The 24,402-nt window shown below is 52.3% G+C and carries 21 protein-coding genes and 1 pseudogene; 18 read left to right on the top strand and 4 right to left on the bottom strand.

Annotated features, from left to right (window positions below; translation table 11 throughout):
• Position 1: 1 nt before the first annotated feature.
• The 17 genes and pseudogenes from J2I46_RS01135 to J2I46_RS01055 all read left to right on the top strand — a co-directional run bounded on the left by J2I46_RS01135 (position 2) and on the right by J2I46_RS01055 (position 19,867).
• Complete coding sequence (locus J2I46_RS01135) at positions 2-1,216, top strand: THUMP-like domain-containing protein (protein WP_207327087.1); 1,215 nt, start codon at positions 2-4, stop codon at positions 1,214-1,216.
• A gap of 28 nt (positions 1,217-1,244) precedes the next feature.
• On the top strand, positions 1,245-1,922 hold the full coding sequence (locus tag J2I46_RS01130; RefSeq protein ID WP_207327086.1) for a hypothetical protein: 678 nt from the start codon (positions 1,245-1,247) through the stop codon (positions 1,920-1,922).
• A gap of 452 nt (positions 1,923-2,374) precedes the next feature.
• Positions 2,375-2,512 (top strand): hypothetical protein, encoded by a 138-nt coding sequence (locus J2I46_RS01125; RefSeq protein WP_207327085.1) that lies wholly within the window; start codon positions 2,375-2,377, stop codon positions 2,510-2,512.
• A 98-nt stretch (positions 2,513-2,610) separates the two neighbouring features.
• Entirely contained in the window at positions 2,611-3,297 is a 687-nt protein-coding gene (locus J2I46_RS01120) for a response regulator transcription factor (protein ID WP_207327084.1), read from the top strand.
• Positions 3,298-3,470: 173 nt separating this feature from the next.
• The gene (locus J2I46_RS01115) at positions 3,471-4,274 is read left to right on the top strand and encodes a sensor histidine kinase (protein WP_207327083.1); all 804 of its coding nucleotides are present in this window, start codon (positions 3,471-3,473) and stop codon (positions 4,272-4,274) included.
• Positions 4,275-4,346: 72 nt separating this feature from the next.
• Positions 4,347-4,727, top strand: coding sequence for a hypothetical protein (locus tag J2I46_RS01110; protein WP_207327082.1), 381 nt, complete (start codon positions 4,347-4,349; stop codon positions 4,725-4,727).
• 356 nt (positions 4,728-5,083) lie between these two features.
• Entirely contained in the window at positions 5,084-5,905 is an 822-nt protein-coding gene (locus tag J2I46_RS01105; RefSeq protein ID WP_207327081.1) for a universal stress protein, read from the top strand.
• A 22-nt stretch (positions 5,906-5,927) separates the two neighbouring features.
• Positions 5,928-6,874 (top strand): annotated as a pseudogene (locus J2I46_RS01100) (2-hydroxyacid dehydrogenase).
• 25 nt (positions 6,875-6,899) lie between these two features.
• A complete protein-coding gene (locus J2I46_RS01095; protein WP_207327080.1) occupies positions 6,900-9,545 on the top strand; it encodes a cation-translocating P-type ATPase in 2,646 nt (881 codons plus the stop codon).
• A complete protein-coding gene (locus J2I46_RS01090; protein WP_207327079.1) occupies positions 9,542-12,040 on the top strand; it encodes a cation-translocating P-type ATPase in 2,499 nt (832 codons plus the stop codon). Before J2I46_RS01095 ends, J2I46_RS01090 begins: the two co-directional genes overlap by 4 nt.
• 130 nt (positions 12,041-12,170) lie before the next feature.
• Positions 12,171-12,986 (top strand): universal stress protein, encoded by an 816-nt coding sequence (locus tag J2I46_RS01085; protein ID WP_207327078.1) that lies wholly within the window; start codon positions 12,171-12,173, stop codon positions 12,984-12,986.
• Between the two features lie 35 nt (positions 12,987-13,021).
• Positions 13,022-13,891: a universal stress protein gene (locus J2I46_RS01080; RefSeq protein ID WP_207327077.1), complete on the top strand. Its 870-nt coding sequence runs from the start codon at positions 13,022-13,024 to the stop codon at positions 13,889-13,891.
• Positions 13,892-13,941: 50 nt separating this feature from the next.
• Positions 13,942-15,129: an acetate/propionate family kinase gene (locus tag J2I46_RS01075; protein ID WP_207327076.1), complete on the top strand. Its 1,188-nt coding sequence runs from the start codon at positions 13,942-13,944 to the stop codon at positions 15,127-15,129.
• 30 nt (positions 15,130-15,159) lie between these two features.
• Positions 15,160-17,541: a phosphoketolase family protein gene (locus J2I46_RS01070; protein WP_207327075.1), complete on the top strand. Its 2,382-nt coding sequence runs from the start codon at positions 15,160-15,162 to the stop codon at positions 17,539-17,541.
• A 188-nt stretch (positions 17,542-17,729) separates the two neighbouring features.
• Positions 17,730-18,638, top strand: coding sequence for a helix-turn-helix domain-containing protein (locus J2I46_RS01065; RefSeq protein WP_207327074.1), 909 nt, complete (start codon positions 17,730-17,732; stop codon positions 18,636-18,638).
• A 97-nt stretch (positions 18,639-18,735) separates the two neighbouring features.
• The gene (locus J2I46_RS01060; RefSeq protein ID WP_207327073.1) at positions 18,736-19,500 is read left to right on the top strand and encodes an SDR family NAD(P)-dependent oxidoreductase; all 765 of its coding nucleotides are present in this window, start codon (positions 18,736-18,738) and stop codon (positions 19,498-19,500) included.
• 19 nt (positions 19,501-19,519) lie between these two features.
• Entirely contained in the window at positions 19,520-19,867 is a 348-nt protein-coding gene (locus tag J2I46_RS01055; RefSeq protein WP_229379429.1) for a hypothetical protein, read from the top strand.
• A 78-nt stretch (positions 19,868-19,945) separates the two neighbouring features.
• Here the strand turns inward: J2I46_RS01055 and J2I46_RS01050 are convergent, their stop codons facing one another.
• The 4 genes from J2I46_RS01050 to J2I46_RS01035 all read right to left on the bottom strand — a co-directional run bounded on the left by J2I46_RS01050 (position 19,946) and on the right by J2I46_RS01035 (position 23,781).
• Entirely contained in the window at positions 19,946-20,356 is a 411-nt protein-coding gene (locus J2I46_RS01050; protein WP_207327071.1) for a VOC family protein, read from the bottom strand.
• Between the two features lie 111 nt (positions 20,357-20,467).
• Positions 20,468-21,262, bottom strand: a complete 795-nt coding sequence (locus J2I46_RS01045) for a DUF2490 domain-containing protein (RefSeq protein ID WP_207327070.1) — start codon at positions 21,260-21,262, stop codon at positions 20,468-20,470.
• A 138-nt stretch (positions 21,263-21,400) separates the two neighbouring features.
• Positions 21,401-22,033: a tetratricopeptide repeat protein gene (locus tag J2I46_RS01040; RefSeq protein WP_207327069.1), complete on the bottom strand. Its 633-nt coding sequence runs from the start codon at positions 22,031-22,033 to the stop codon at positions 21,401-21,403.
• A complete protein-coding gene (locus J2I46_RS01035; protein ID WP_207327068.1) occupies positions 22,033-23,781 on the bottom strand; it encodes a type VI secretion system Vgr family protein in 1,749 nt (582 codons plus the stop codon). The genes J2I46_RS01040 and J2I46_RS01035 overlap by 1 nt, the downstream gene beginning before the upstream one ends.
• Before the next feature lie 179 nt (positions 23,782-23,960).
• On the opposite strand from J2I46_RS01035, the gene J2I46_RS01030 reads away from it, so the two are divergent.
• A complete protein-coding gene (locus J2I46_RS01030; protein ID WP_207327067.1) occupies positions 23,961-24,392 on the top strand; it encodes a GPW/gp25 family protein in 432 nt (143 codons plus the stop codon).
• Positions 24,393-24,402: the final 10 nt, after the last annotated feature.

Genomic DNA, 24,402 nt, shown 5'->3' with positions numbered 1-24,402 from the left:
TATGCCGCTTCCCAAGTTTACCGATGCTGACCGGACCCTCATCTCGAACCATCTGACTGCCAATGTGCAGGCGCTTCTGCTTCGTCCACCAGCGGGCGTATCCGGTATGCACGTGCGTGAACTTGCCGAGCAAATTCAGTCGCGGCAAAAAGCACGAGTAAAGTTACCAGACTGGTACGCCAACCCCGACCTGATCTTTCCGGTGCCGGTATCGGTTGAACAGGCCTCTTCTGAACGAACAGCGGCTTACAAGGCCACACTCGTATCGGGCAACACACTGGCAGACCTTACCGGCGGCATGGGCGTTGATGCAGCGGCATTTGCCCGGAACGTGGCCCATGTCGATTACGTAGAACGAACCCAGCCACTCGCCGAACTCGCCGCCCACAATCTGCCCCTGCTGGGTATTCACAACGTATCTGTACACACAGGCGACGGACTCGACTGGCTTGTCGATCAGGAAGACCCGCTCGACTGGCTTTACCTCGACCCCGCCCGACGCGACACCCGGCCGGGCCGGCACGGTGAGCGCGTGGTGGGGTTAGCCGATTGTGAGCCTGATGTACTGACGCACCTGCCATTATTGCTCCGCAAGGGCCGTAACATCCTGATCAAAACCGCCCCACTCCTCGATATAGCGGCAACACTTCGTCAGCTACCCACTACACGCGCTGTTCACGTCGTGGCTGTTCAGGGTGAAGTGAAAGAAACACTGTTTGTTTTAGGCCAACAACATGTACCCGGTGCCGATGTACAGATGACAGCGATCAACCTGCGTGACCAGACCGCCCCACAACTTTTCACCTGTCGGCGCGGCGATGAGGCTTCCGCCCCGGTCACGCTTTCCGATCCCCTGACGTACCTGTATGAACCCAATGCCGCTTTGTTAAAAGCAGGAGCTTTCCGGCTGACGGGCGAACGGTTTGGCCTGAATAAACTGGCTCCACACAGTCATCTGTATACCAGTAAAATTCTCGTGGCTGATTTTCCGGGACGAGCCTTTCAGATCAATTCAGTCTGCCGGGCCGACCGTAAATCAGTGCTGAACAATGTGCCCGAAGGACAGGCAAACCTGACGGTACGCAACTTTCCGCAGCCCGTTGATGTACTTCGTAAGCAACTGGGTCTGCGCGAGGGCGGTAACGTCTACATCTTTGCGACAACGCTCCAAAACGGCGACAAACGATTGATTGTTACCCACAAAGCAGTAATATAGGCCCCAATTTCAACCATCTTTACTAACTATGAAACTCCGTAACATTCTGGTAAGTGTTAGCCTTTTGTTGACCGCGGCAAACACTCAGGCACAAACAGTGTACGCTGGCGAACAAACCATTGACAAGCAGGTATACAAAGGTCTGTTTCTGACAATTCCCCTAAGCGATAAGCAGGTGGAAAAAGACTGGGAAGAGTACATTAAATCGTTCGGTCGGTCATCCTCCTCACGTGGCACGTATCGGATCACCACGGCTGATATGAAAGATATTTCGGCTGAGCCAGTCAATTTCACCAGCCAGGTAAAGGGCAATAAAAAGTCGACCACCGTTTTTACGGCTTATGATCTAGGCGGCGGCAATTACGTCAGCGCGGGAAATGGCAATTACGACGCTGCCGACAAGATGCTGAAAGATTTCGCCGCTAAATCACTCTATAACGATGAAGTGCGAGTAGCCGAAGAAGGCTTCAACGAGTCGCAGAAGAACCACCAGAAAATGGTTAAAAAAGGCGAAACGCTGGCTCGAGACATTGAAAACAACAAGAAAGAAAAGGAAAAACTACTCCGTAAAATCGACGAAAACGCGAAAGAACTGGAGCAGTTGCTGAAAGATGTGGAGACCAACAAAGTTGACCAGACCACAGCCTCGACCGACATGGATAACAAGCGTAAAAACGTGGAAACCGTAAAAGCGAAGAAACAGTAAGCCAGTCTGCTGTTAAAATTTTCGTCCCCCCAATAAGCCACTCAGGTACGTTGGGGGGATTTTTTTTGCAGTTCAGCCTGCTCCTAGCCGCCTTTTCTTCGAAATCATTTCGCCTGTTTTGAAGCGTTTACCGCACAAGAGCGTTACCTATGTACTACGCTATGCGCCTGCTTATCGGCAATCCGCTTTCGATCACTTGAATCAACGGTGTTGATCAAGCCTTAAATCAGCCATATGTACACCCAGTAACCTCCCTCCGTCTGCCCGACGTGTCGGGTACGTTGCTCCTCCCATCAGCTGTTGTCATACTGCTGTCACAACCTGCCCGTGCGGGCAGTTTACCAATCAATTCATTTCGCGATTCAAGCTGAGCTATGTCTATCTGGTAGCCTCCCTGTTGCTGCACATTCCGCTTCAATTCAAAAAATTCAACGTGTAAAACTGATTCAGTTATGTCGATCGATATAAAAAAGGCAAAGAAAGTTGTTGCCAAAGGGGCCAAGGCCGGGCACAAAGTCCCGAAGTACGAACAACGCGAAACCGACTCGGTCGTTGTTGCGCCAAAACCTGCTCCGAAAGGAAGCAAATAGCTTTTCAGCAATGGGCCGGCAGTTAATTGGTCTGCATTGATCTGCCCGGAAGTGTGCACCTCGGCACGCTTCCCCAGGGTCATTCACGTAACTCCGCCATGAATACACTCATCGTAGAAGACGAGCCCGCAATGGCTGAAGAAATTGCTCACTTTCTGCGAAAAGTAGGGTTCGTCTGCGATGTGGCGCGTACTGGCAAAGAAGCGTCTGAACGAGTCTGGATGAACAATTATGATTTCGTACTGATCGACCTGGGCCTTCCTGACTACGATGGCTTCGAGCTGCTGCAGGAAACCATTCTATGTCAGCACGATGCTTCGTATCTAATCCTGACGGCTAGTGGTGAGCTGGGCAATAAGCTGAGGGGACTGAATCTGGGGGCCGACGATTACATGACCAAGCCATTTTCATTGCTGGAACTGCATGCCCGCATGCTGGCCATTAATCGCCGCAAACACGGACTCACGGAACCAGACATCATTTTCTCTGGATTTGTGCTCGATCCGCTGGCTCGTCGGGTTCATTATGGGCTGCGGGAAGTGGAGCTTACCCGTCGTGAATACGATCTGCTACACTATCTGCTTCTTTACCGGAATCGGGTGCTGACGCGATTGCAACTGGCCGAACACATCTGGGGAAATATGGCCGATGATGGGCCTGACTCAAACTATATCGATGTGCATCTGAAAAATCTGCGCCGGAAGTTAGCTGTCTATGCATCGACAGACTGGCTGGAAACGGTGCGGGGTGTAGGGTATCGAGCCAACTTACCCCATTTATCATGAGGTTAGCCGTCAAAATATCGCTTTACAACACATTCGTGCGCCTATTGCTGGCGGCTGGGTGCTGGCTAGCCTGGCCAGCACCAATCCCCTCGCTGTGGTATATAGTGGTAACCGTAACACTTGGGCTAATGATAAAAGTTGACCTTGGTTATGCCCATTTTTTGCTTCGTCCCATGCGCATACTCATCCGCCGGAAACTGCGAATTATTCAGGATCCGGGCCAGTTCGACTTTGTTCCGCTGAAAACGTCAACAACCGATCTACGTCAGCTCGATAAGCGGATCAATAACCTGATGAGTCAGCTTGATATCCGGTTTGCCTGCGAAAAAGCGTTTACCGCCTATGCCTCGCATGAGTTGCTCACCCCTATTGCTGTGTTGCGCAACCGCTTCGACAACATCATTGCCGACGAGGAAACACCCGATCATATTGCAGCACGCCTCGTCGACTCGCAACAGACGCTGCTTCGGCTGAGCCGGATTGTGCAGATGCTGCTCTGTCTGGCGCGGATCGAAAACCACCAGTATCTGAAAAATGAAACAATATCGATCCGGTCTGTCCTGCTGGAAGTGCTCCACGCGCTCGACGATCGAATTGCGATGAAAGAGATCACCATGACCCTGGAACCCGACACCGACATTGTCAGTATCTCGGCGAATCACTCGCTGCTGTACACAATGCTAGTGAATCTGATTGGCAATGCAGTTCGGTATAACACTGACCAGGGGCATGTTACCATTGGTTGGGGACGATTTGGCAATCGGCCAACGCTGACAATCACAGATAGTGGCCCAGGTATGACCCCCGAGCAAATTGCCATGCTCACACAGTATGGTCGACCGGTTAAAGCAACCGGCAATGGCATTGGTCTTCAGGTGATCCAGACGATTAGCCGGTTTCACCACATCGGTATTTCTGTGGATCCGTCAACGACAAAAGGAACGCTCATAACACTTAAATTTACTGACATTCAATAAGTTACAATTCACGTTCTCTTTATGTTTGAGTAGTATGTTTAGTGGATTTAAACCACCTAACAGAAATTGACCGTGAAATTCTTCATTCCGTTTACCGTTGACCCGATTCAGGCAGAGCGTGTCTATCACCGTATTGCCGAACGAATAAAAAGCCTGGGGTACGACATTAAATCTGAGCGTATTTACCAGGTTATTTTCAGACTTGGAGACAAGCTTGTAAGCGAAACCATCGGAGCAGCCTCTGATAATGGAGAGATTGTGCTGACTATTTTCAAGGACCATGTAGGGTACTTCATCTGTACTTATAGCCATGGAGTAGTTTGGGGTGAACCCACTATGGCACGTTATTCTGAAATAGAATCGGTCGATTTTTTCGAGAAAGCAGATATCATTCTGACAGTCCATGAAACCCGCCTCTCGGCCATAGATGTACCGCCCATTTCAGCTGAGTAACCTGATTCATTTATACCAACTCAACCATGGAAACTCTCCCGATACGCTCTCTCAAGTCAATACCAGGTTAGGCACAGAAGGCTACACTCTGTATGCGCTCTCATCTGATCAGTACAACATAAAGGGCATACTTATAAACGGATCTGTTACTCGGCTGACCCGATCACCGCGGCATAGAAGAGCTGCCTCATCGCTGGCCTGTCAGTTAAGAAAGTCAGACATCGTCCCCTCATTGATGGTACTCAATCAGCCTGTTAGCTGACGGGTATCATAGTTTTCCCATTGCTTCAGGCTGATCTTTATCAAGAAAGAAAAGCCGATTACCTGCACACGAATCACTTAACGTCAGTCTACTCATGAAAACCATCCTTTTAGCTACCGATTTTTCGGAAAATGCCACACTGGCAGCCCATTTCGCAGCCCAGCTCGCCAATGACCAGAAAGCCACCCTCGTGCTGGTTCACGCCTATCAGGCATGGCCTGACAATCCCGCCAAGACAGGCGACTTTCCCCTGTCGGTAAACGCAACTCGGGATATCAGCGAGACCGAATTACAAAAACTTGCCCATGAATTGACTAAAAAGCACGGTGCGTATATACCTATCCGTTTTGTGGCTCTGGAGGGGAGCGCCAGAGAAGTTATCCAGCGCGAAACGGTGATTGAAGAGGCAGATCTGCTGATTATGTCAACGGTTGGAACGGCGCCCCAAAGTGCCCAGGTACTGGGAAGTCTGGCAACAGATATGATTACCCAAATAGCTGTTCCTCTCCTGCTCATTCCGCCTGGACGTACATACGAAGGCATTAAAAACGTGGTGTTGGGCATTGACCTTGCCTCGCCACCCAATGCCTTTGCGCTGTCTACAGTACTGGACTTTACGAAAGCGTTCGGATGCGCGCTTGACGTCTTGTGTATCAGTAATAAACTGGACGACCCCAACACCCAGGATCAGGCCGAACACATACGTCATCTGCTGGATCAGCAACATTATTCGCTGACCATTGAAGCCCAGGAAGGCGACATCTACAATACGCTGCTGACCTATGCCCATACATCAAAGGCAGACCTGATCATGATGCTGCCACAGACCCGAAACTGGCTGGACAGTTTATTTACGGAAGGTGAAACCAAACACCTCGCCCGCCTGACTGACATTCCCGTGCTGGCTGTTGTCTAATTCAAGCCTTAACCTACTCAACATGACGATCGCATTCTTCAGCTGTCAGACCTACGAACAGCCTTTTCTGGCAGCGGCCAACAGCAACCACCGCCACGAGTTAACGTTCTTTTCAGAAGCTTTGACAGCCGACACCGTTCAACTGGCGGCGGGTCAACAGGCTATCTGTGTGTTCGTCAACGACCAGCTTAACCGATCAATACTTACGGCGCTTGCCAGTCTGGGCATTCGGTTGGTTGCGCTTCGCTGTATCGGCTACAATCAGGTCGATGTTCCTGCGGCAAAGGAATTTGGCATTCGCATCCTCCGTGTCCCAGCCTACTCGCCCCATTCGGTTGCCGAACATGCTGCGGCCCTGCTACTATCGCTAAACCGGAAAACGTATCTGGCCTATCAGCGCACCAATCAGCATGATTTTAGGCTCGACGGACTGATGGGATTCGATCTGTTTGGCAAACGCATCGGCGTTATCGGCACGGGCAAAATCGGGGCGGCTTTTGCCCGCATTATGCTTGGATTTGGCTGCCGGGTACTGGCCCACGACAAGATGCGCTCGGCTGTTCTCCAGCAACTTGGAGTGGAGTACCTGCCCCTGAATGAGTTGCTGGCCGAAGCAGACGTGATCTCGCTGCACTGCCCGCTGACCCCGGAAACGCACCACCTGATCAACGCCGCGGCGGGCTACTCGATACACCCGCCGTGCTGGATGCCCTTGAAAGCGGCCGGTTGGGCGCCCTGGGAATCGATGTATACGAACTGGAGGACGATTTCTTCTACGCCGACTGGTCAGAAAAACCCATGCCCGACGCCGATCTGAACGCGCTCACCCATCTGTCAAACGTGCTTGTAACGTCGCATCAGGGCTTTTTCACGCAGGAAGCCATGGAACAGATTGCCCGCACTACCCTCAACAACCTAACGTACCTGGAGCAGGAGCACCTGCCAGCCGATTGTGTTGTGGTGGGTTAACAGCCACCGCTCGCTACAGCCAACTATGGAGTATCATCTAACACCAGTTGCCGACGTAGCCCATTCGCTGGGTACGTCGCCGGGTGGCCTCGATACCGATACCGCCCAACAGCGGCGGGCAGACTATGGCCCGAATCAGATCGACAAGGCCAAACAGAACACGATCTGGCGGATGGTGCTGCACCAGCTCTCAGACGTGATGATTCTGGTGCTCCTTGCGGCGGCAGCCATATCCGGCCTGGTGGGCGAGTTGAATTCTGCCTATGTGATTCTGGCTATCGTGGTGCTGAATGCACTGGTTGGTTTTTTTCAGGAATACCAGGCCGAACAGGCCATGGATGCCCTAAAAAAAATGGCACCGAGCCATGCCAAGGTTCTACGGGGCAAGCAGTTAGCAAGTATACCGGCGGCAGATCTGGTACCCGGCGATGTGATCCAGCTGGAATCTGGCAACGTTATTCCCGCTGATGTTCGCTTCTTCGACACGCACGCTCTAAAAGTGGATGAGTCATCGCTTACGGGTGAATCGGAGAATGCCGAGAAAAATGCGGATGCGCTGCCTTCTGGCGACTACCCGCTCGGCGACCGGCTGAACACCGGCTACAAAGGCACCTACGTAACCAACGGCCGGGCATCGGCATACGTGGTGGCAACCGGCATGAAAACCGAGTTGGGAAAAATCGCCAAACTTGTGCAGACTGATGGTATCAGCACACCGCTTCAGAAACGGCTGGGTACGTTCGGAAAAAGCCTGGCAGCAGCAGCCATTGGTATCTGTATACTCTTTTTCCTGGTTGGCTGGCTGCGTGGCGAACCGGTAGTAGCTCTGCTATTGATTGCCATTTCGCTGGCGGTGGCCGCCATTCCGGAAGCACTGCCCGCGTTGGTCACGGTTGCCCTTGCGCTGGGCGCGAAACGGCTGGTAAAAAGCCATGCGCTGGTTCGTAAACTACCCGCCGTAGAAACTCTGGGGTCTGTCACCTACATCTGCACCGACAAAACAGGTACGTTGACCCTCAACAGGATGACGGTTCAGGAAACGTATGAATCGCCGACGGGGAGCCTGCCTGTTTTAGCTGACCAAAATAGTCTGCTTACGGCCATGACGCTGAACAACGATGTCACGGCCGACGCCCAGGGAAGCTGGATTGGCGATTCGACCGAGGTTGCGCTAGTGCAGTATGGCGCTGCCAAAAGCTATGACCGCACAGCACTCGAGCACCAATACCCTCGTATTGCCGAACTGCCGTTCGATGCTGAGCGTAAGTGCATGACCACACTGCATCAGACAGGTAACGGTATTCTGGTGATTACCAAAGGCGCCGCTGGTTCATTGTTCACCCAACTCACTACTGCCGAAAAAGCCAACGTACCTGACTTGACCAGGCGGGTGAATGCGATGGCCGAACAAGGTTTCCGAACGCTGGGTTTTGCGGGTAAACTCCTACCCGAATTGCCTGAAGGTGTATCTCCCGCCACGATCGAATCAGATCTGACTTTTATCGGGTTTGCCGGAATGATTGACCCACCCCGCCCCGAAGCCCAAAAAGCCGTTGCCAAGTGTAAACGGGCGGGTATTGTAACGGTCATGATCACCGGCGACCATAAGCTGACGGCCAAAGCCATTGCCGAAACCCTGGGTATTGTGTCGTCAGCTGATGATCTGGTGCTAACCGGACCGGAATTGACCAACCTGAACGAAGCCGATTTCGATGCTATCGTCGAACGAGTTCGGGTATACGCCAGGGTTGACCCTGCCCAGAAACTACGCATTATCAACGCCTTGCAGGCCCGTCACCAGTTTGTAGCCATGACAGGCGACGGTGTAAATGACGCCCCGGCCCTTAAAAATGCCGATATCGGTATTGCCATGGGCATTACAGGGACCGAAGTAGCTAAAGAGGCCGCCCACATGATTTTGCTCGACGACAACTTCGCCACGATCGTCAAAGCAGTCAAGCACGGGCGGCGCATCTTCGACAATATTCTGAAATTTATTCGCTACATCATGTCGGGCAACGCGGGTGAGATCTGGTCTATCTTCCTGGCGCCTCTGTTCGGGCTGCCCATTCCGTTGCTGGCCATTCATATTCTGTGGATCAACCTCATTACTGATGGCCTGCCGGGGCTTGCACTCGCCTACGAACCCTCGGAGGTAAACAGTATGAAACGGCCACCCGCCAACCCAACGCTGACCATTTTTGCCGATGGCATGGGGTGGTTTATTCTCTGGGTTGGTTTGCTGATCGGGGCGGTAACGATCGGCATACAGGCCTGGGCCATTGCAGAGGGCATTCCACACTGGCAAACCATGACTTTTACCGTACTATGCTTCAGCCAACTGGGCAATGCCGTTGCCATTCGCTCACGACGGGCTTCTTTTTTCAGCCTTTCTGTGCTGGCCAATAAGCCTATGCTCGGCGCCCTGGTGCTGGCAGTAGTGCTCCAGTTGCTGGTCATTTACCTGCCTTTTTTCAACGCACTTTTTCATACGCAGCCGCTCACCTGGTTTGAAATGGGGGTAACCGTTGCAGTATCGAGCCTGGTGTTCTGGGCTGTTGAACTCCAGAAACTGATCGGCAGAAAACGCACAAAAAAACCGGTTCGCAGTCACCATATTCTTCCGGCAAAACGCACCCAGTTTGCTACTGTCTTCGATTCGCTACCATGAAGACGATCACACAAGAACCACAGATCCTGGGACTAACCGACAACGCCGTTGCGCAGTCGCGGGTGGAGCATGGCCGAAATGTACTGACCGTTGACGCTGGTTCTGGGTTGTTGAGCACAGTAAAGGAAGTAGTGCTGGAACCCATGTTTCTGCTACTGGTGGCGGCCTGTACCATCTACTTTGCCGTTAGTCAGATCGAAGAAGCCATAACGCTCATCGCGGCCCTGTTGCTGGTCTCGGGCATTTCAGTTTACCAGTCCATTCGAAGCAACAAAGCGTTAGGTGCCCTGCGCGATCTTACGCAACCGCGGGCACAGGTCCGGCGAAATGGTACGTTGCTTTCTATTGCTGTCGAAGACATCGTTGTGGGCGATGCCGTGCTGGTTGAGGAAGGTGAACAAATTTCCGCCGACGGTTTCCTTGAGAATACCAATGATTTCTCGATCGATGAATCTATACTGACCGGCGAATCTATTTCAGTGTCAAAAACAGCTACCGCTACAGTTTTTGCCGGCACAACTGTGGCGTCGGGTAGCGCCTGGCTAACGGTAACGGCAATCGGTAAGGAAACGGAACTGGGCCAAATCGGGCACAGCATCGAGAAGATCCAGACCGAAAAAACACCTTTACAGATCCAGATCAGCCAGTTTGTGCTGCGAATGGCTTGGATCGGTGCAGGTGCTTTCTTGCTGGTGTGGGGCATCAACTTTGCGCATTCCGGCAACTGGATGACGGCCTTACTCTTCGGCCTGACCCTGGCCATGTCTATTTTACCCGAAGAGATTCCGGTGGCCTTCAGCAGTTTCATGGCTCTGGGAGCCGTTCGCCTCAGTCGTATGGGCGTGCTGACTAAACAGCCCCAAACGGTAGAAAGTCTTGGTTCAGCCACCGTTATCTGCACCGACAAAACCGGCACCATCACACAGAATGGCCTGGCCGTCAGGCAGCTATACGACGGAGCTATTGATCAGCTGGTGCCCCTAAACCCGACACAGCACAACTCCTTATCAGAAACAGCATCAACAGTACTGGCCTTTGCGCGGTGGGCCAGCGAAACCGTCCCCTTCGACCCGATGGAGAAGGCTATTATTGATGCCTGCTCTGCCGCAAATCTGCCCGACGCCCCAGGTACGTACCCGCTGGTTCACGAATATCCGCTGGCTGGCACACCACCCATGATGACGCATGTTCGGCAAGCGCCAGGGGGTGAACTGGTTGTGGCGGGGAAAGGCGCCGTTGAACACATACTGGCCGTCTGCTGCCCAGCTCCTATTGTTGCTGAACGCATTCGACACGTTACCAAATCATTATCTGAACAAGGCTTTCGGGTGTTGGGCGTTGCAGAGGGAACGTACCTGGCACCCGATTTTCCGGCACAGCAGGATGAGTTCAGCTGGACTTTTTTAGGCCTGGTGGCGGTCGAAAATCCACCAAAGCCAAACGCAGCCAGGGTTATCAATGCTTTCACCCAGGCGGGTATTCAGGTAAAGATGATCACCGGCGATTACCCGGAAACAGCCCAGGCCATTGCCAGGCAGGTAGGTCTTGCTGGTGCAGACACGTTTGTGACCGGACAGCAGATCATGGCCATGGACGATGCCACGCTGCAACAGCAGGTGATCACCGAAGCGGTATTTGCCCGCATGTTCCCCGAGGCCAAACTCCGGGTAGTAGAGGCCCTTAAGCGCAATGGCGAAGTTGTGGCGATGACCGGCGACGGGGTGAATGATGGGCCAGCCCTGAAAGCGGCGCACATCGGTGTGGCAATGGGTAAACGAGGCACAGAGGTAGCCCGTCAGGCGGCGTCGCTGGTACTGGTCAATGACGACCTGAGCAGCATGATCGACGCCATTGCGCAAGGGCGACGTATCTACCAGAACCTCCAAAAAGCCGTTGCTTACATCGTTTCCATCCATATTCCGATTATTCTCACGGTTGCTATCCCGTTGCTTGCCGGCTGGAAGTGGGAGAACATCTTTAGTCCAATTCACGTCATTTTTCTGGAACTGGTGATGGGCCCAACCTGCTCGATTGCCTTTGAAAACGAACCCGCTGAACAAGGCCAGATGCAACAACCACCCCGCCTGTTGACCGACACGTTTCTGGCCGGTTCTGCACTGTTTCGGAGCGTCGCGCAGGGAATCGGAATCACGCTGGCAGTGCTGGGTGTATACTACGTGACCATGCATCAGGGTGAGTCGGTCGAGGTTGTCAGAACGCTGGTTTTCACCACGCTGGTAATCAGCAATATCCTGCTCACACTCGTCAACCGCTCATTTACCCGGTCAGTTTTTGAAACAATCAAGACACCAAACTGGCTGCTCTGGCTTATGCTTGGCCTGACACTGGTGCTCTTGCTGGCCACGTTGTTTATCCCGCAAGTGCAGCAATTATTCGGATTTGCGACGGTTTCGTCAGCCAGCTTTGGCTGGTGTTCACTGGCTGCTCTGGCTGGCGTTGGCTGGATTGAGGGCTACAAAGTCTACAGCCATTAGCGTCATTAGGTGGTCCGTTTATGGTTCATAAGCGTGGTCATTCCTTCGTAAATACCCTGTTTCAGCAAGCTTCAATGGCCATGAATCACAACCTACTGACTATAAATGACATTTTCATCATTTCTGTGTTATGAACACGATCCTGGTTGCTACAGATTTTTCATATGGTGCCCACTGGGCTACCGACTATGCGCTCGCGCTGGCTCGACACCTTCATACCCGGCTGGTATTGATTCACGCGTATGATCCGTTGCCCAACGACGCTCCGGCGCAGGAATGGCTCACCTCAACTGCCGAAGCTCAGCACATGCGGGCGTTACACCAGCTAAATCATTTGCGCGAGCAGATGCTTCAGCTTACCGATGGCTTTATCGATATCTCGGTGGTTGCCAGGCCCGGCTCACCATCTGCCAGCGTTGTGGAAGAGGCAGCCAGCCAGAAGGCCGATTTACTGGTAATGGGCGTGGCGGGCGACGAACCAAAACTGGCCAGAGAGTTGGGCAGTCTGGCCACCGACCTGATTCCGCGCACCCACGTACCTATGCTGCTGGTACCACCCTGTGCGCTATTCCAAAAACCACAGCATGCTGTGCTGGCTATTGACTTGTCAGACTCAATCGATGCGCTGGCTTTTGATACAGTCCTGCGGTTTGCAACATTGTTAAACGTATCCCTGGATGTGGTTTGTATCGAAGACGATCCAACCGAATTGGATCAGAACGCGGCCCATAAAATCCGGGATCTTCTTCGCCATCAGCCACATACGTTCAGCTTTTTACCAGGATACGACCTTCCGCTGGCCCTGGAAACCTACTTCGACCAGTACAAGGCAGATCTGATCATGATGCTGCCCAAACCCCATAGCCGGTTACGAACATACCTGCTTGAATCGGTTACTCAGGAAGTGGCCCGCCTGGCTACAATCCCGGTTCTGGCTGCTTTCTGACCCCCTTACGTGTTGAATCCCTCTCCCTAACATACATGAAAAAAGTACTCCTGCTGACCAATTTTTCGCCAGCCTCCCGCCATGCCGTTGCCTTTGCCCGTGCCTTTTTTGGCGATGTCGCCACCGACTTTCACCTTCTGTATCCGCACCCGGATACACCAGACGGCATTCATGAACCCAGGTACGATGCAGACACAACCCGAGTCAGTTACATGTCCAGACTGCACGAGGCAGTTGGTACGTTACGCGATGAAACCATTACCGACTGGCATACCTTCCGGTCTTCCGACAAGCCGGGGCAACCATATGATATTGTGGAAGAATCGGTCGACGCTGAAGCCTACGACATTGTTGTGATAGGGCCCAGCGACGAAGGCACAGACATTGTCTTTGGCAACAGTGCCATTGCGTTGATTCGCAAGCTCAAAGCAAACGTGCTGGTCGTTCCCGATGCGGCACCAATCAGGCCGATCCATCAGATTGTGCTGGCCATTGATTTTGCCAATCTAACTGACTATCAGCTACTAGACACGGTAAAAGAACTGGTATTACGCAAAGGGGCCACCCTAACCTTGCTGACAATCGACACGCCTGACAAAAAAGTCATTCATGTTGAACAGGAGGCACTAATCAGGCACCATCTCCGCCCAATTGATCCGACGATAGCCCATATTCAGGCTTCAAATGCCAAACAGGGTATCGACGATTTTCTGGCTGGCCATACGGTTGATCTGCTTGTAACGATTCCCCGGTATAAAGGTCGACCAAATCCGTCGGCAACAAATAGCCATGTTCGGGCAAAGGCATTTTCGCCCGCTGTTCCACTCCTGACCATATATGACGATGCCCGCACTGAAGCCCCTGAGCATATCGAAGACCTGTCAAATCTCGATTTCGCGCTTTAGACAAGCGCCTTAGGTCGGGCGCGGTTGAACAGGCACAAGCCGCTTAATCAATGAAGTTAACAACAAAAAGCATTCTGACACTTAATGGTGGCTCATCGAGCATCAAGTTTGCCCTGTACCGGGCGGGGGGAAGACTGGAACGAACGCTACACGGCCAGATCAGCCGCATTGGGTTGCCGGGCACTCAACTGACGTATTCGCACTCTATAAATGCTCAGCCATTAAGCTGTGCAATAGCCGGTAGTGATCATCAGTCGGCGGTAATATTCCTGCTCGACTGGCTGGAAAAACTGCCCGACTTCGTTTCGGTAGTTGCCATTGGTCATCGGGTGGTGCATGGCATGAACCATGTAGCTCCCGAACGGGTATCCACTGATTTACTGACCGAACTACGTCGAATCAGTGTGTATGATCCTGATCACTTGCCAGCCGAAATTGAGTTGATCGAAGCATGCCAGAGACGGCATCCGACCCTCCCCCAGATTGCCTGCTTCGACACGGCTTTTCACCAAACCTTACCCCGTGTGGCTCAACTGCTCCCCATTCCCCGCCGGTTCGACAGGCAGGGAATTCGCCGCTACGGATTTCATGGCCTGTCATATACGTACCTGATCCAGGAGCTTGGCCGGGTTGCCGGTGAAAAAGCGGCGACTGGTCGGGTGGTGCTGGCTCATCTGGGCGGCGGTGCAAGTCTGGCAGCCGTATTGGGCGGAAAAAGCATCGACACCACGATGGGATTCACTCCGGCTGGTGGTTTACCCATGGGCACCCGCCCGGGCGATCTCGATCCGGGTGTTGCCTGGTTCATGATGCAGTCTGAACAGTTAACGTCCGGGCAGTTCAATCAGCTCATCAATCACGAATCAGGCATGCTGGGCATCTCAGAAACAAGTTCAGACATGCTCGACCTGCTACATAAACAAGCCGATGACATTCGGGCCGCAGAAGCCGTTGACTTATTCTGTTACCAGACCAAAAAAGCAATTGGAGGTCTTATGGCCATTCTCGGCGGCCTCGACACGCTTGTTTTTTCTGGCGGTATCGGCGAACACGCATCGGAGATCCGGTCCCGTATCTGCGCCAATCTTGGTTATGCGGGCATTGTTCTGAATGAAAAGCAGAACGTTGACCATGCAGCTGTGATCTCAGCGTCAGATAGCCAGGTTACTGTTCGTGTTATCGCCACCGACGAAGAGTTGCTCATTGCCCAAACCGTCTGGCAACAGCTGGCAGACTGACCAATCCTACTACTCATCCTACCTATTTTTATGGAAACCGACTCAACGACACAAAAACACCTGACAGCAAACGAACTGTATCTGATTGATGCGTACTGGCGGGCGGCCAACTATCTGTCGGTCGGTCAGCTGTATCTTCGCGATAACCCATTGATGCGCATGCCATTACGGTTTGAACATGTCAAATCACAACAGCTTGGTCACTGGGGCACATCACCTGGGCAAAATTTCATCTATGCTCACCTCAATAGAGTCATCAAGGCCTTTGACCTAAACATGATCTACCTGTCGGGGCCCGGTCATGGAGGCCCGGCTGTCGTTGCCAATACCTATCTGGAAGGCACCTATTCTGAGGTTTATCCAGCTATTACTCAGGACGAAACGGGCCTTAAAAAGCTGTTCTGTCAATTTTCATTCCCCGGTGGCATATCAAGTCATGCCTCGCCGCAAACGCCCGGCTCAATTCATGAAGGAGGCGAACTGGGCTACTCGCTCAGCCACGCCTTTGGGGCGGTATTTGATAACCCTGACCTGATTGCTGCCTGCGTCATCGGCGATGGTGAAGCCGAAACCGGCCCATTAGCCACCGCCTGGCATTCCAATAAGTTTCTAAATCCTGCCACCGACGGGGCGGTGTTGCCCATTCTTCACCTGAACGGGTATAAAATTTCGAACCCAACCGTACTGGCCCGCATTTCGCACAATGAACTGGATCAACTACTTCGAGGCTATGGCTGGACACCTTATTATGTAACCGGAAACGAGCCCAACCTGATGCACGAAGCTATGGCAACGGCGCTTGATGAGGCTATCAACCACCTGCAACAGTGTCAGTTTGCCGCCCGGCACGAGGGAGATACGACACGCCCCCGCTGGCCAGTTATCGTGTTAACATCGCCCAAAGGCTGGACTGGTCCGAAGAAGGTAGACGGCAAGCCCAATGAAGGCACGTTTCGGGCCCATCAGATTCCCATCACCATATCAGCCACCTCGCCCCCAGAGCACCTAACACAACTCGAAAACTGGCTACGCAGCTACAAACCTGACGAACTTTTTGATGAGCATGGACGCCTGGTGCCCGAACTGGCCGCGCAAGCCCCGCGAGGTAACCGCCGGATGGGTGCCAATCCGGTAGCAAACGGCGGCCTTCTGCTGCGCGACCTGCACATGCCAGACTTTACCGATTTCGGCATTGGCGTACCTGCTCCGGGAAGCGTATTGGCCAGCGATACGCAGGTGGTCGGTCAGTTTTTGGCGAAAATCATTTCCGACAATCAAAGCCCCCGAAACTTCAGAGTATTTGGTCCCGACGAAACCCTGTCGAACCGGCTGGAGGCCGTTTTCGGCGTTACAAATCGTCAGTGGATGGCCGACGAACGGGAGAACGATCAATTTCTGGCTTCATCGGGAAGTGTTATGGAGATGTTGAGTGAACACCAGTGCGAAGGCTGGCTGGAAGGCTACCTGCTCACCGGCCGTCATGGCCTCTTTAATTCGTACGAAGCGTTTATTCATATTGTTGATTCGATGTTCAATCAGCATGCCAAATGGCTGAAGACATCGATGGAGTTACCCTGGCGACGAAAAATTGCCTCGTTGAATTACTTTCTGACATCGACTGTCTGGCGACAGGACCACAATGGATTCACGCACCAGGACCCTGGTTTCATTGACCATGTGATTAACAAAAAGGCATCTATTGTTCGCGTTTATTTGCCTCCAGACGCCAACTGCCTCTTGTCGGTAATGGATCATTGCCTTCGCAGCCGTCATTACGTGAACGTGATTGTGGCGGGTAAGCACCCTGCCCCCCAATGGCTAACCATCGATGCCGCCCGACGACACTGTACCGAAGGTATTGGTATCTGGGCATGGGCCGGTACTGATGACGGTGCCGAGCCAGATGTTGTCATGGCGTGTTGCGGAGACGTACCTACCCTTGAAACATTGGCCGCCGTTTCCATCTTACGCGAACATCTGCCCGACGTTAAAATTCGGGTCGTAAACGTAGTTGATCTGTTAAAGCTGGAACGGAATACAGCACACCCGCACGGCCTGAGCGACGCCGATTATGATGCCCTGTTCACCAAAACCAAACCGGTAATTTTTGCTTTCCACGGCTACCCCTGGCTCGTTCACCGACTCACTTACAACCGGGCTAATAACAGCAACATGCATGTTCGTGGCTATCAGGAGGAAGGCACCATCACCACGGCATTCGACATGACCGTTCTGAACGAACTGGATCGCTTTCACCTCGTGATCGATGTGCTGGATCGGCTCCCTCAACTGGGAAACAGAGGGGCATACCTGAAACAAAGTCTAAAAGACAAACTCGTTGACCACCACTACTACATCACCCGCCACGGCAAAGACATGCCAGAGATTCTTGACTGGCAGTGGAAAAGTTAATTACCGGGCCGGGGAATCAGCCAGGCGGTTAGTGGCAACGTACCTGGCCGGTTCTACACCCAACCTTATACTGAAGGCGACTTATCTGCCCGGTGCAGCCCATCGGTAAACCAACAGCTCGAACTCGTCGATTTTTACACAAACGAACCAATTTGACCTACCTTTATTTGAATTTCACAAATAGAGAAATGGAAACTACGTCGCTGGAAGACTTTTACAATGAGATTGCCACGCTCATTCCGCAGGGCCTCGGTAAAGAGATTGGGCACTTCAATGTATTCAGTGTGGCCGATCTGATTGCCGCAAACAAGAAGAAACCGATCGGGATGCCCTACAACCGGCGAGCCTATTACAAGATCAGCTTTATCAGCGGGCATAACCGGGCGGAATATGCAGACAAGGTCGTCGAGATCGAACAGAATGCGCTTTTGTTTGGCACACCTAAAGTGCCGTATCACTGGCTTCCGCAAGATGACAATCAGGCCGGCCATTTTTGCCTGTTTACGGAAGAATTCCTTGTGCAATCGAAGAGCGGCGTTGTGCTGGATGAACTGCCCATCTTCAAGCCCGGCGGGTACCCCATCTTTCAGCTCTCCGACGAGGAAGCATCAGAGATAGCGTTTATCTTCAGGAAAATGCATAAAGAGCTCTCCTCAGACTATGCGTTCAAGTATGATCTGCTGCGGAATTATGTGCTCGAACTGATTCATTACGGCCAGAAGCTCCAGCCTGCCACATCGATGTATCCGACCCATACGGCGTCGGCCCGCATCTCATCGCTGTTTATCGAACTGCTTGAACGACAATTTCCGATCGAGTCACCGCAACAAAAGCTCAGCCTGCGTACGGCCAATGAATATGCCAACCGACTGTCGGTACATGTTAATCACCTCAACAAAGTATTGAAAGAAAATACGGGTAAAACAACCACCGTTTTAATCGGCAGCCGGGTTGTACAGGAAGCCAAGATTCTGCTAAAACAAACCGACTGGACCATTTCAGAAATAGCCTACTGCCTGGGCTTCGAAGAGGTAGCCCATTTCTCGAACTTTTTCAGGAAGCAGACCTCTTTTTCGCCACTTGCCTACCGGGCTTAAGCGGAAGGATTTGATTTTTGCAAGCAACCGATTGATGTTTGCAACCAATTGACGCCATTCCTGGCTGACCTTTGTTCCATTAATTACACGACTAAAAATGGAACAAAACCCGAAAATTGCCCTGGTAACCGGCGGTAGCCGCGGACTCGGAAAAAACATGGCGCTGAGCCTCGCCAGGAAAGGAATCAACGTTATTCTTACCTACCACGCCAGAGCCGATGAAGCCCTGGCTGTTGTCGCTGACATTCAGCAGCTTGGCCAGAAAGCCGCCGCCCTGCAGTTGAATACCGGCGATGTATCTGGTTTCGATACGTTCGTTAGTCAGTTTACGGCCACGTTAAAGGAAACGTTCGGCACTGACCGGTTCGATTTTCTGATCAATAACGCGGGTATTGCGGCCAACACCCCGATTGGCAAAACCACTACTGATGACTTTGATTTGTTGACAAACATTCACTTCAAGGGCGTCTTTTTCCTAACCCAGCACTTACTTCCTCTCCTGAATAACGGTGGGCGGATTATCAATATCTCAACCGGATTAGCTCGTTTCACCAGTCCTGGCTATGCCGTTTATGCCTCATTGAAAGGCGCTATCGAAACACTGACTAAGTACATGGCCGCCGAGCTTGGCTCTCGCAGCATAACCGTCAACGTGGTTGCACCCGGTGCCATTGAAACCGATTTCGGCGGCGGCATTGTGCGCGACAACGAACACGTAAACAAACACATAGCCTCAGTAACGGCACTCGGTCGTGTCGGTCTTCCCGACGATATCGGCGGCGTAGTTGCTTTCCTGTGTACCGAAGAAGCCCGCTGGATCAACGCGCAGCGTATTGAGGTGTCGGGCGGCATGAATCTGTAAGCAGATGACCAGCCTCACCATGAAACTCATCAGTAGCGCGCTTATTCTGGTCACGGCCTTGCTTAGTGTTAAGCACGGCTGGGGCGGAATATCGGGAAACGTCAGCCCCGAAGAGGCGAAGATGATGGCTGATTTACAGATCAGTAGGCCAATTTTGCTGGTTATCAGCATCGCATCGCTGGCAGTTGGTGGCCTGGTACTGTTTCCGCAAACGTTCTTTGTCGGGAACCTGCTAAATGCCATCATCATTCTGCTCATCATGGCCTATTCCCTGCGGGTTGGTAACCTCAAAATCGCCCTGACCGAGATTCCTTTTTTACTGATGCCCCTACTGCTCATCTGGTTAGGTCATCCATTCAGGAAGTAGTTTTGTGTATTGCTGACGCTGAGCCCTCTGATCAGAGGGCTCAGCGTCAGCAACTCTCTTCAGTGCGAATCAACCATTCTAACCTTGCTTGTGCACATAGTCCGGCTCCATGAAGAATACTTCCCAAAGGTGCCCATCCAGATCCTGAAAGCCATGACCATACATAAATCCGTGGTCTTGTGGAGGGGTCGGCGTTGTGGCCCCGGCATCCACCGCTTTCCTGACCAGTTCGTTCACCGCCTCACGACTATCGGCAGACAGCGCTATGATCATCTCGGCAGTTTGAGTGGTATCGGCAATAGCTTTCTTCGTGAATGACTTAAAAACCGGCTCTTCCAGCAGCATCACATAGATATCATCACTGATAATCATGCTGGTTGTGGTTTCATTGGTAAACTGGGCGTTGAACTGATAGCCAAGTTTAGTGAAGAATTCGACAGAGCGCTTGAGCTCTTTAATGGGAAGGTTTACAAAGATCTTCGTTGCCATGTATCTGTTGTTTAAGAGATTACCTGACAAAAATACCCGTAACGGCCGAAGCGACAGACCTGCAAAAACGCCAACATGAGGGGGGTATCATGACATTCCTGACACCCTTTCTTACTCCTTTGTAAAATCAATGTTGTAGACCAGATTCAGCCGAAAGCCATTATTGATCTCGAAGACCGGCTTGCCAGTCGTCTGGTCAAGGTCAGCATGCTGAACCACCTGATTCAGGTAATTTAGCTCGATCTGCAGGTTGTCGCCGAACTGGTAACCTAGCCCGCCGGAGAGCCGGTTTTGATTGAAAATATTCTGCCCGACGTTTTGGCCAAATCCAATAAACACTTCATCAAAGAAGTTCAGGTAGAACTCCCCATCGTCGATAGTGGGGCCACTCAGCGGCAACTCACCGGCAATCTGGTACCGAATACGGTTCTGAAATTCCCAGTCAGCTACCTGTCGAGGATTTTGTTCCGACAAGGTCGCAAGCCAGCGCTGTTCCAGCCGGAAACGCTGCGTCAGGTCAAGCGTTCCGTAGCTGCTTTTAAACTGAATATCCTCGTGTATGCGATGTTCTGAATAGGGCACACCCGCATCGGCCTGCGGATATTTACCATATGGAAAGGTTGTAAAATAGGTATAGCCCACACCAGCCTTTACGCGGTCACTCAGGCTGCGAACCAGCCCCAACCGGGCCAGCGATTGTTGCCAGGTACGTATCAGCTCGATGCGCCTCCATTGATATTCGGTATGTATTGCCCAGTTCTTGCTGATTTTATGATCGCCATTGTACGTATACCAGCCAATGGCATTATGATCAAGAACACGACTCTGTGCCGCAACAACTCCTCCACTCAGCCACAGCAGTATCAGGAGCCAAAGTTGGCCGATACCTATTCGTTCACTTGTCATTTGTATGCCTCCGTCAGGCGTCGCGGTCCATATCCGCGTTATCCTGGTTTTAGTATCCGAACGATAGCCCCGTTGTATTGTTCAGCAATGCGCGTCAGTGGCGTGTTTATGCAGCCATAAAGCCCATATTACCCCCAGCTACACTACATCAGGCTCTTTAAGTAACGTATCGATACGTACCTGAAGGCGGCGGCGGTCGTGCGTAATATCCAGGAGCGGCAGGTAATTTTTATGCACCACGTGTAATAAGGGTACCGGGCAAAGTGACCTGGGCAGCCATTCGGCCAAGGTCAGCGCTTCTTCGTATAACGCCACCGACTGGCGGCGCTGGCCGTCTCGCCGGTAGGCTTCTGCCAGTCGGACAGCTACTTCTATGCTTAATGGCGACGGGTCGGGCAGGGCGGATGCGAAACGGTGCGTATCCTGCCACACGCGTAAAGCCTGGGGGTGCTTTCCGGCCCGATAGTACGTTTGCGCTTCACAAAGCATGGCCTGAACGCACAGCCAGTCTGCGCCTGGTATCGCCAGCGCATAGGCATCTGAGTAAACTTTGTTTCCCTGCTGATACAGCGTCCGGGCGTCGGCATACTGCTTTTGCCGGAGGAAATAATGGCCGGCCATCATAAACATACCACCGCCCAGGATCGGATGAGCCACCACCTCCATACTCATCAGGCACTGGCCGACCGCCTGCCGTATAGCTGACTCCTTCTCCTGCCCGAGGGCATGCTGAAGGGCTAAAATTGCGACTGGGTACGTTGCCGTTTCCATTAGTTCACCATCACCATCGAGCCTTTCACCGTGGTGATACCCGACGATTCCAGAGTTGCCATGCCCGTTCCTGCCACTTTGGTCATGGCCCCCGTGGCGTTGAGCGTACTCGTGGCTTTTATATCAACCGTTGCCCCTTCAAAAGAAGCTGGCCCTGTGGCTTTTTCGGCAATTTCCCCTCCTTTTACGTCTACTTTGATACTACCATTGATGTTCACATTCTGCCCCTTGATGTTGATGGTCATGGCCTCGATGTCGATCTGGTTGGTGGCCTCGATTCGTATTTTATCGTTTGATTTCACCGTGATGGTACCCATACTGCTGTCGACCTTGATGAAGATCGTATTTTGGGGGTTCACCTCCATATGAAATTCATGTACCGTGGCGGTGTCAACAAAGCGGAGAATGCTGCCACTCATTACGCTGATGTGGTGCTCTTTCACGGCGGGGGTATCCATGCCCGCGTTGACGTAATGAGGTAATGCACCCATTACCACCGGCCGGTCGGGGTCGTTCTGCTCATAGGCAACCAGCACCTGGTCACCCACATCGGGCACGAACTGGAAGCCACGGTTTTTTACGGGTCGTTCTCCTTTGCCGAAACTGGGCATGACCGTCCTGATCCAGGGGGTTGTGCCGCTATCCATCCATTCCAGACGAACCTTTACCCGGCCCAGGTTTTTGGGATCTTTGTTGTCTGTCACCTCACCCAGCTGAGGGCCAACCTGAGGGCGATGGAGCACGTCTGGAGGCATGCGTTTAAAATCGCCCGAGGTAGCTTCAAATTCATTGTAGTAATCGCCCATCTGATCCAAGACATGCCGCACCGACAGCACGTGTAACTCGCCAATCTGATCGCCCGACAAGGTTGCGCCAATCTGAAGCGACGTACCTGGCGATATGCCGGGTATAACGGTTCGTCCAGTGGTAAACTGGGTCAGTGATTTCTGTGACTCAGATCTGTTGAGCGCCAGCGGAGCCACATCAGCCGCTAAATTCGATTTCCGATGCCCCGTCTGAAACAGCTCGTCCATAGTAGCAAACAGGAGTGGATTGGCCATTCCTTCGGCTGTCTGATTCGTGTGTGTTTCGGAGAAATAATCGATCTGTTTATGGTGCAGTGCTACCGCACGGCTCCCGGTTCGTAGCCAGGTTAGGTCGGCCCCAAAAGTCAACTTCACGGGTGGTGCCGAGCCTGGAGTCTGCGTAAAATTCAGCACCTGCCCGTCGTAATAAAACCAGGCACCGTAGTCGTAGGCCAATCGGCGTAAGAAATTCCAGTAGGTCTCCCGGTAACGAACGCAGTACGGAATTGCCGCTGTTGGGCCAACAACTGAGACAACTTTTTTCGTCTTCTTATACCCGGCAAGGCACGCGTTGGCAATATCGGTAGGTGATTTATCGACGTACATACTGATACCGGGCAGGCTATCCAGCTGATACGGTTGCCCGTGCCCCCGAAACACAATCTCACCCCGGAATTCATCATCGCGCTGAAATAGACCTTCCTCGGCAATGATTCCTTCGAACGTTAGCTTGGGCATGTTCCCTTCTCCGGCAATACTTATAGAGATGTTCTTGCCTAGAAACGGACCAAACTTCGGATTAATGGAAAAGTGGTCATTCAGTCGTTCGTGCTCGATAGCCAGTTCAAACGTATGATACGTATGAATCGACTGCTCGATGATCAGATGGCGAATCCCTTCTATCCGGGTACCTTCTATAGAGATGGTTGCGGTCTTGCTCATATCAGAAACAAAGTTCACCTTATTTCCGGTGTCGTTTCAGCGTAAACAAACCGCTCAGTATATACTACCATACCGCCCAATATATATCAGTAACATGGCAACTGTGTTAACCGCAAATAGGCCAATTTAGGCTATTATTTCGGCCATTAGCTGCCACGTAACCTGCCCTCTTCCATCCTATGAGCCACGTATATTACCGCTACCCCATTCGGCTAAGCAGGCTGATGACGGGTACTGATCTGCCTACTTGCGACATCGGCGCGTCGATCGCCCAGTTTCTGAACATGTTGCTGCATTCACGCTTCAACGAGCTGCGAAGCGATCCGGCTTTTGGTAATTCGATCTGGGATACCGAGTTCGACCATACCGTGAACCAATATACCTGGGAGGCTGAACTGACCAAATCGCTGACGGAGGCCATTAAACAGCAGGAGCCCAGACTCCGGGATGTTACCGTGCGCGTTGTCATACAATCGTCAGCCGGTATCGACGGACTACCAGGGAATACCCGTCGGCTGGCCGATGTGAGTGTGTCTGCTACCGTGCAAATGACCAACGAACCTTTCCGATTCACCACCCGTCTGCTGCTGGGCACCCTGTCGGGCCGGTAGCCAATTTCCT

Source organism: Fibrella forsythiae (assembly GCF_017353175.1).
Classification (GTDB): Bacteria; Bacteroidota; Bacteroidia; order Cytophagales; family Spirosomataceae; genus Fibrella; species Fibrella forsythiae.
This window is presented reverse-complemented; position numbering and strand designations above follow the sequence as displayed.

Bases quoted from the DNA above. Each gene is read 5' to 3' on its own strand.
- J2I46_RS01135 (WP_207327087.1), top strand. From the start codon at position 2: ATGCCGCTTCCCAAGTTTACCGATGCTGACCGGACCCTCATCTCGAAC.
- J2I46_RS01130 (WP_207327086.1), top strand. From the start codon at position 1,245: ATGAAACTCCGTAACATTCTGGTAAGTGTTAGCCTTTTGTTGACCGCG.
- J2I46_RS01125 (WP_207327085.1), top strand. From the start codon at position 2,375: ATGTCGATCGATATAAAAAAGGCAAAGAAAGTTGTTGCCAAAGGGGCC.
- J2I46_RS01120 (WP_207327084.1), top strand. From the start codon at position 2,611: ATGAATACACTCATCGTAGAAGACGAGCCCGCAATGGCTGAAGAAATT.
- J2I46_RS01115 (WP_207327083.1), top strand. From the start codon at position 3,471: ATGCGCATACTCATCCGCCGGAAACTGCGAATTATTCAGGATCCGGGC.
- J2I46_RS01105 (WP_207327081.1), top strand. From the start codon at position 5,084: ATGAAAACCATCCTTTTAGCTACCGATTTTTCGGAAAATGCCACACTG.
- J2I46_RS01095 (WP_207327080.1), top strand. From the start codon at position 6,900: ATGGAGTATCATCTAACACCAGTTGCCGACGTAGCCCATTCGCTGGGT.
- J2I46_RS01090 (WP_207327079.1), top strand. From the start codon at position 9,542: ATGAAGACGATCACACAAGAACCACAGATCCTGGGACTAACCGACAAC.
- J2I46_RS01085 (WP_207327078.1), top strand. From the start codon at position 12,171: ATGAACACGATCCTGGTTGCTACAGATTTTTCATATGGTGCCCACTGG.
- J2I46_RS01080 (WP_207327077.1), top strand. From the start codon at position 13,022: ATGAAAAAAGTACTCCTGCTGACCAATTTTTCGCCAGCCTCCCGCCAT.
- J2I46_RS01075 (WP_207327076.1), top strand. From the start codon at position 13,942: ATGAAGTTAACAACAAAAAGCATTCTGACACTTAATGGTGGCTCATCG.
- J2I46_RS01070 (WP_207327075.1), top strand. From the start codon at position 15,160: ATGGAAACCGACTCAACGACACAAAAACACCTGACAGCAAACGAACTG.
- J2I46_RS01065 (WP_207327074.1), top strand. From the start codon at position 17,730: ATGGAAACTACGTCGCTGGAAGACTTTTACAATGAGATTGCCACGCTC.
- J2I46_RS01060 (WP_207327073.1), top strand. From the start codon at position 18,736: ATGGAACAAAACCCGAAAATTGCCCTGGTAACCGGCGGTAGCCGCGGA.
- J2I46_RS01055 (WP_229379429.1), top strand. From the start codon at position 19,520: ATGAAACTCATCAGTAGCGCGCTTATTCTGGTCACGGCCTTGCTTAGT.
- J2I46_RS01050 (WP_207327071.1), bottom strand. From the start codon at position 20,356: ATGGCAACGAAGATCTTTGTAAACCTTCCCATTAAAGAGCTCAAGCGC.
- J2I46_RS01045 (WP_207327070.1), bottom strand. From the start codon at position 21,262: ATGACAAGTGAACGAATAGGTATCGGCCAACTTTGGCTCCTGATACTG.
- J2I46_RS01040 (WP_207327069.1), bottom strand. From the start codon at position 22,033: ATGGAAACGGCAACGTACCCAGTCGCAATTTTAGCCCTTCAGCATGCC.
- J2I46_RS01035 (WP_207327068.1), bottom strand. From the start codon at position 23,781: ATGAGCAAGACCGCAACCATCTCTATAGAAGGTACCCGGATAGAAGGG.
- J2I46_RS01030 (WP_207327067.1), top strand. From the start codon at position 23,961: ATGAGCCACGTATATTACCGCTACCCCATTCGGCTAAGCAGGCTGATG.